Origin of the sequence: Mycobacterium sp. (assembly GCF_025933915.1) — a bacterium.
GTDB lineage: Bacteria > Actinomycetota > Actinomycetes > Mycobacteriales > Mycobacteriaceae > Mycobacterium.
Genome location: NZ_JAICZA010000230.1, coordinates 1 through 5,681, shown reverse-complemented (window position 1 = coordinate 5,681; position 5,681 = coordinate 1). Strand labels below are relative to the sequence as shown.

Sequence of the window (5,681 nt, the reverse complement as noted above, 5' to 3'; positions counted from 1 at the left end):
GGGGTGCTGCTCTTCTCGCGGGCAATGCTGCTAAGCCCCGCGAATCGCGATACCCGCCGACCGTAGTTCGAGCGCCGCCAGGGCGCCGATGGTCACCGGATCCTCACGACGCCACCCGCCGACCGGGTCCGCGCTGACGGCGATCAACTTGCGGGGCGGGCGGTTGGTCAACGCACGGAGCGCGAGCAATTGCACACCCGCCGGGGTTGCGGCCAACGCGGTCACCGTCAACTTGCGCCGAAAGAATCGAAGCCGCAGAAACACCCACGGGATCACCGCGACGAGGATCGGGAGCGCCACGACCGCCATCGCCAGCAGCACCGCGAGCCAGCTCGCCGCGGTGTCCAGGTCATGGCCTGCCCCCGCGATGTCCAGCGCGGCCTGGCTGGCGGAGTTGAGCGGCTTGCTGACCGTGTCGCCGACCACCGGAATGTGCTGGGCGCCGTGGCCGGCGGACGCGAGGTTGCCGGCGATGCCGTCCGCGCCGCTCTCGACCTGCCGGCCGGCGTCGGCAATGGTCGCGATCGCGTCGTAAACCGCCAGGCCGACGAGAAACCAGAGCACTGTCCACACGACGACGGCCAAATCGCTGAAGAGCTGGGCCGCCAGCCGGCCGGGCCTGGTGGAGTAGGGCAGAAACCGCGATGTCATAGCCCCGATCCCAGCACAAGCCGCGTTTCGGCGTGCCCGATAGGCTGACCGGATGCCTGCACTGTCCGACTACCAGCATCTGGCCAGCGGCAAGGTCCGTGAGCTGTACCGCGTCGACGATGAACACCTTCTGCTGGTCGCCACCGACCGTATCTCGGCGTACGACTTCATCCTCGACAGCACCATCCCGGACAAGGGCCGCATCCTGACCGCGATGAGTATTTTCTTCTTCGGTCTCGTCGATGCACCCAACCACTTGGCCGGACCGCCCGACGACCGGCGCATCCCCGACGAGGTCCTGGGGCGGGCGCTGGTGGTGCGGCAGCTGGAGATGCTTCCGGTCGAATGCGTGGCGCGCGGTTACCTGACCGGCTCGGGGCTTCTGGACTACCAGGCGACCGGCAAGGTCTGCGGCATCACGTTGCCGCCGGGCCTGGTCGAAGCCAGCAGGTTCGCCGAACCGCTGTTCACCCCGGCGACCAAAGCCGCATTGGGGGACCACGACGAAAACGTCTCGTTTGCCCGGGTGATCGAGATGGTGGGCGGGGTGCGCGCCAACCAGCTGCGCGATCGCACGTTGCAGATCTACGTTCAGGCCGCCGACCATGCTCTGCGGAAAGGAATCATCATCGCGGACACCAAGTTCGAATTCGGCACCGACCGCGACGGCAACCTGCTGCTGGCCGACGAAATCTTCACCCCGGATTCCTCACGGTACTGGCCGGCCGACGAGTACCAAGTCGGCGTGGTCCAGAACAGCTTCGACAAACAGTTCGTCCGCAACTGGCTCACCAGCCCTGCCTCCGGCTGGGATCGCCATGGCACACAACCCCCGCCGCCACTCCCGGACGACATCATCGAGGCGACTCGCGGCCGTTATATCGATGCCTACGAGCGCATTTCCGGCCTGAGCTTCGATGACTGGATAGGTCCCGCCACATGATCGAATCGCACCGTGCCGGTTCGGTACCGCCCGTCGCCAAGCGGGTGGACAGCCGGCGTGAACACCACGGCGACGTCTTCATCGACCCCTACGAGTGGCTGCGCGAAAAGACCAACCCGGACGTCATCGCCTACCTCGAGGCGGAAAACGATTACGTCGACCAGATGACCGCCCAGCTCGAACCGTTGCGGCAGCAGATCTTCGGCGAGATCAAGGCGCGCACCAAGGAAACCGATCTCTCGGTCCCGACCCGGCGGGGTCAGTGGTGGTACTACGCCCGCACCTTCGAAGGAAAGCAGTACCGCGTCCAGTGCCGTTGTCCGGTAAGCGACCCCGATGACTGGGACCCGCCGCCCTTGGACGAGAACACCGACATTGCGGGTGAGCAAATCCTGCTCGACTCGAACGCCGAAGCGCAGGGACACGAATTCTTCGCCCTGGGCGCCGCGACGGTCAGCCTCGACGGAAACCTGCTGGCGTACTCGGTCGACACCCTCGGTGACGAACGCTATACGTTGCGGTTCAAGGACTTACGCAGCGGTGAGCTGTATCCGGACGAGATCGCCGACATCGGTGCGGGTGCGACCTGGGCTGCCGACGACCGCACCGTGTACTACCTCACCCTGGACGCCGCCCACCGCCCCGACAAGGTGTGGCGGTACCGGGTGGGCTCGGGTGAGGCATCGGAGCTGGTGTATCACGAAGCCGACGAAAAGTTCTGGCTGGGCGTAGGACTCACCCGAAGTGAGGCCTATGTCTTCATTGCCGCGGGCTCCTCGATCACCTCCGAATTCCGCTACGCCAACGCCGCCGATCCGCAGGCACAGTTCACCGTCGTGTTGCCGCGCCGTGTTGGCGTCGAGTACGCGGTAGAGCATGCGGTCGTCGGCGGGCAGGACCGGTTCTTGATCCTGCATAACGACGGCGCGGTCAACTTCACCCTGACCGAGGCGCCGGTGAGCGATCCCACCCAGCAGCGCACCCTGATCCCGCACCGCGACGACGTCCGCCTCGACGGGGTGGACGCCTTTGCCGGTCACCTCGTTGTCAGCTATCGGCGTGAGGCGCTGCCCCGGTTGCAGCTGTGGGGGATCAACTCGGACGGGACATATGCACAGCCCGAAGAGGTTTCGTTCGACTCTGAGCTGATGTCGGCCGGCGCGGCCGGCAACCCGAATTGGGATACGCCCAAGCTGCGGATCCGGGCGGGGTCTCTCGTCATCCCGGCACGGGTCTACGACATCGACTTCGTCACCGGTGACCGCACCCTGCTGCGTGAGCAACCCGTGCTCGGCGATTATCGCCCGGAAGATTACATCGAAAGGCGCGACTGGGCGGTTGCCGACGACGGCACCCGGATCCCGGTGTCGATCGTGCACCGGGCAGGCATCGAATTCCCGGCGCCCGCGCTGGTTTACGGCTACGGCGCCTACGAGATCTGCACCGACCCGAGCTTTTCCATCGCCCGGTTGTCGCTGTTGGATCGCGGTATGGTGTTCGCGATCGCCCACGTCCGCGGCGGTGGCGAGATGGGCCGGCTGTGGTACGAGCACGGCAAGCTGCTGGAGAAGAAGAACACCTTCACCGACTTCGTCGCGGTGGCAAGTCATTTGGTGGATTCCGGAATCACCCGTCCGCATCAGCTGGTGGCGCTGGGGGGGAGTGCCGGAGGTTTACTGATGGGGGCGGTGGCCAACCTGGCCCCGGAACTCTTTGCCGGCATCCTCGCGCAGGTGCCGTTCGTCGACCCGCTGACCACCATCCTGGATCCCTCCTTGCCGCTGACCGTGACCGAGTGGGACGAATGGGGAAACCCGTTGGCGGACAAGGATGTTTACTCCTACATGAAGTCCTATTCCCCGTATGAGAACGTCGAGGCCAAGCGGTATCCGGCGATTCTGGCGATGACGTCACTGAACGATACGCGAGTCTATTATGTGGAGCCCGCCAAGTGGGTTGCCGCGCTGCGGCACGTCAACGCTGACGGAAGCCCGATCCTGTTGAAGACCCAAATGAACGCCGGGCACGGCGGCGTCAGCGGTCGCTACAAGGGGTGGGAGGAAACCGCCTTCCAGTATGCGTGGTTGCTAGCGACCGCAGATGGCGGCCGCTATGACGACGGCCAGAAATCCGACCTCAACGCCGATCCGCGGCAATAGCCGGAACATCAGCACGCACTTCGTCGACGGGCGGGGTCGATGGCTTCCTGGGCAGGAACGACGCCGGGATGATGGTGAACGCCACCAACACGACAGCCAGCACGAAGACCACGGTATAGGCGTGCGACAAGTGGTGCGACACGTGACTGGCCAGATCGGGGGTCATCGTCTGTCGGGGGAGGGCCGACGGGTCAACCGGAAGGTCCCGCTTGCCGGCCCCCGGGCGCACCCCGGCCATCTCGTTCGCCGCCATCAGAGCCTCGTTGCGATTGAACTGATTGGTCAGGACCACCGCCATGAGCGCGGCCCCGATCGACCCGCCCACCTGCTGGTTCACGCTGATCAACGTCGTCCCCCTGGCGACCTGACGCGGGGCGAGCGCCTGCATGAGCGCAGCGGAAAGCGGTGTGGTGGTCAAGCCGGCCCCCAGACCCATGATCGCGAGCCCGGACACCAAGACCGGTGAGTACTCGGCCCGCGTGGCGACGCCGTAGGTGAAGACGCTCAGGCCCACTGCCATCAGCGGCAGGCCGATCAGCACGATATTGCCGGGACCGCGTTTGTCCAAGAAGGCCCCGCCCAGCGGCAACGTCAATACGGCACCGATCCCGATCGGCAGCATGTGCATCCCGGACTGCATCGGCGTCTCGTGGCCGGCGATTTGGAAGTAACTCGGGACCAACAGCCCAACGCCCACCGATGCGGCGCCGAACACCAGCAGCGTCACATTGACCTGGGTGACCACTGGGTTGCGGAACAGCCGCAGGTCGATCAGGGGGTGATCGGTGCGATACCAGGCGTGCGCGATGAACGCGGCGATCAATGCCAGGCCGGTCAGCGCCGGAGCCAGCACGTAGGGGTCGGCTATCGTGCGCCGCCCCGGGATGGAACACACCCCGCACAGGAAGATCGCCACGCCGGGCGACAGCAGCAGCGCGCCGGTGATGTCGAGAGCCTCGGACGGGGACGGTTGATCTTTCGGGAACATGGCCGCCGCCAGCGCGAATGCGGTCAGCCCGATCGGCAGGTTGACCAGGAAAATCCACTCCCACCCGTAGGCGCCGATCAGCCAACCGCCCAGGATGGGCCCGCCGATCGGGCCGAGAAGAATCGGGATTCCCCCGACCGCCATCAGGCGGCCGACCCGCTTGGGCCCCGCCTCACGCGTCAAGATCACGAAGCTGAGCGGCAACAACATGCCGCCGCCGATGCCCTGCACCACCCGAAACAAAATGAGCAGCAATATGTTTGGCGCCACCGCGCACAGCAGCGATCCCAGCGTGAAAATCAGGACCGCCCCCATGAACAGGCGCTTGGTGCCGAACCGGTCCGCCGCCCACCCGGTGATCGGGATCACGGTCGCGAACGCGAGCATGTAGCCGGCGATCGTCCACGAGACGATGGCCTGAGTCGACGCGAATTGCTCGATGAAGGTGCGTTGCGCAACGGCGACGACGGTGCTGTCCAGCACGGCCATGATGCAGGCCAGGCCACACACCCCGGCGATCCGGAACAGCGCCGCGTCCAGCTTGTCGGGATACTCGTCTGGGTGGCGCGATGGTCCCGGAGCGATAGGCAACGGGACGGTGAAAGACGCGGAACGAGTGTTCTCCATGGCGCCGCTGAGCATATCCAGATCGGTGGCCCCGCAGAAGGGTTTTTGCTCGTATTCGCCTATTCGCCTATTCGCCTATTCGCACGCGTGTAATTCGTGCTGCGCACAAGTGGCCCGGACTGCCGTTGATGTGATAAATCGGGCTGCGGTGGTCTAGCAGGCGCGTTTGTGTTATTCGCCGGCAGTTTCGCTTGCCGGCTTTTTAGGAAGAAAGGATGCCGGAATAACCGTGCAAACCACCAGCACGACGGCAATCACGAATACCGCGGTATACGCGTGTGAAAGATCGTGCACCACATTCCCCCAAAAGCCC

The 5,681-nt window shown here is 65.1% G+C and carries 4 protein-coding genes; 2 read left to right on the top strand and 2 right to left on the bottom strand.

Annotation, left to right across the window (positions count from 1 at the left end; genetic code table 11):
- Positions 1-30: 30 nt before the first annotated feature.
- Positions 31-651, bottom strand: a complete 621-nt coding sequence (locus Q0W90_RS22855; protein ID WP_297699585.1) for a hypothetical protein — start codon at positions 649-651, stop codon at positions 31-33.
- A 52-nt stretch (positions 652-703) separates the two neighbouring features.
- On the opposite strand from Q0W90_RS22855, the gene Q0W90_RS22850 reads away from it, so the two are divergent.
- Together Q0W90_RS22850 and Q0W90_RS22845 are read left to right on the top strand one after the other, a co-directional pair.
- Complete coding sequence (locus tag Q0W90_RS22850; protein ID WP_297598356.1) at positions 704-1,594, top strand: phosphoribosylaminoimidazolesuccinocarboxamide synthase; 891 nt, start codon at positions 704-706, stop codon at positions 1,592-1,594.
- Positions 1,591-3,753 (top strand): S9 family peptidase, encoded by a 2,163-nt coding sequence (locus Q0W90_RS22845; protein ID WP_297598358.1) that lies wholly within the window; start codon positions 1,591-1,593, stop codon positions 3,751-3,753. The genes Q0W90_RS22850 and Q0W90_RS22845 overlap by 4 nt, the downstream gene beginning before the upstream one ends.
- Here Q0W90_RS22845 and Q0W90_RS22840 read toward each other — a convergent pair.
- Positions 3,731-5,383 (bottom strand): DHA2 family efflux MFS transporter permease subunit, encoded by a 1,653-nt coding sequence (locus tag Q0W90_RS22840; protein WP_297776796.1) that lies wholly within the window; start codon positions 5,381-5,383, stop codon positions 3,731-3,733. The genes Q0W90_RS22845 and Q0W90_RS22840 overlap by 23 nt on opposite strands.
- Between the last annotated feature and the right edge of the window lie 298 nt (positions 5,384-5,681).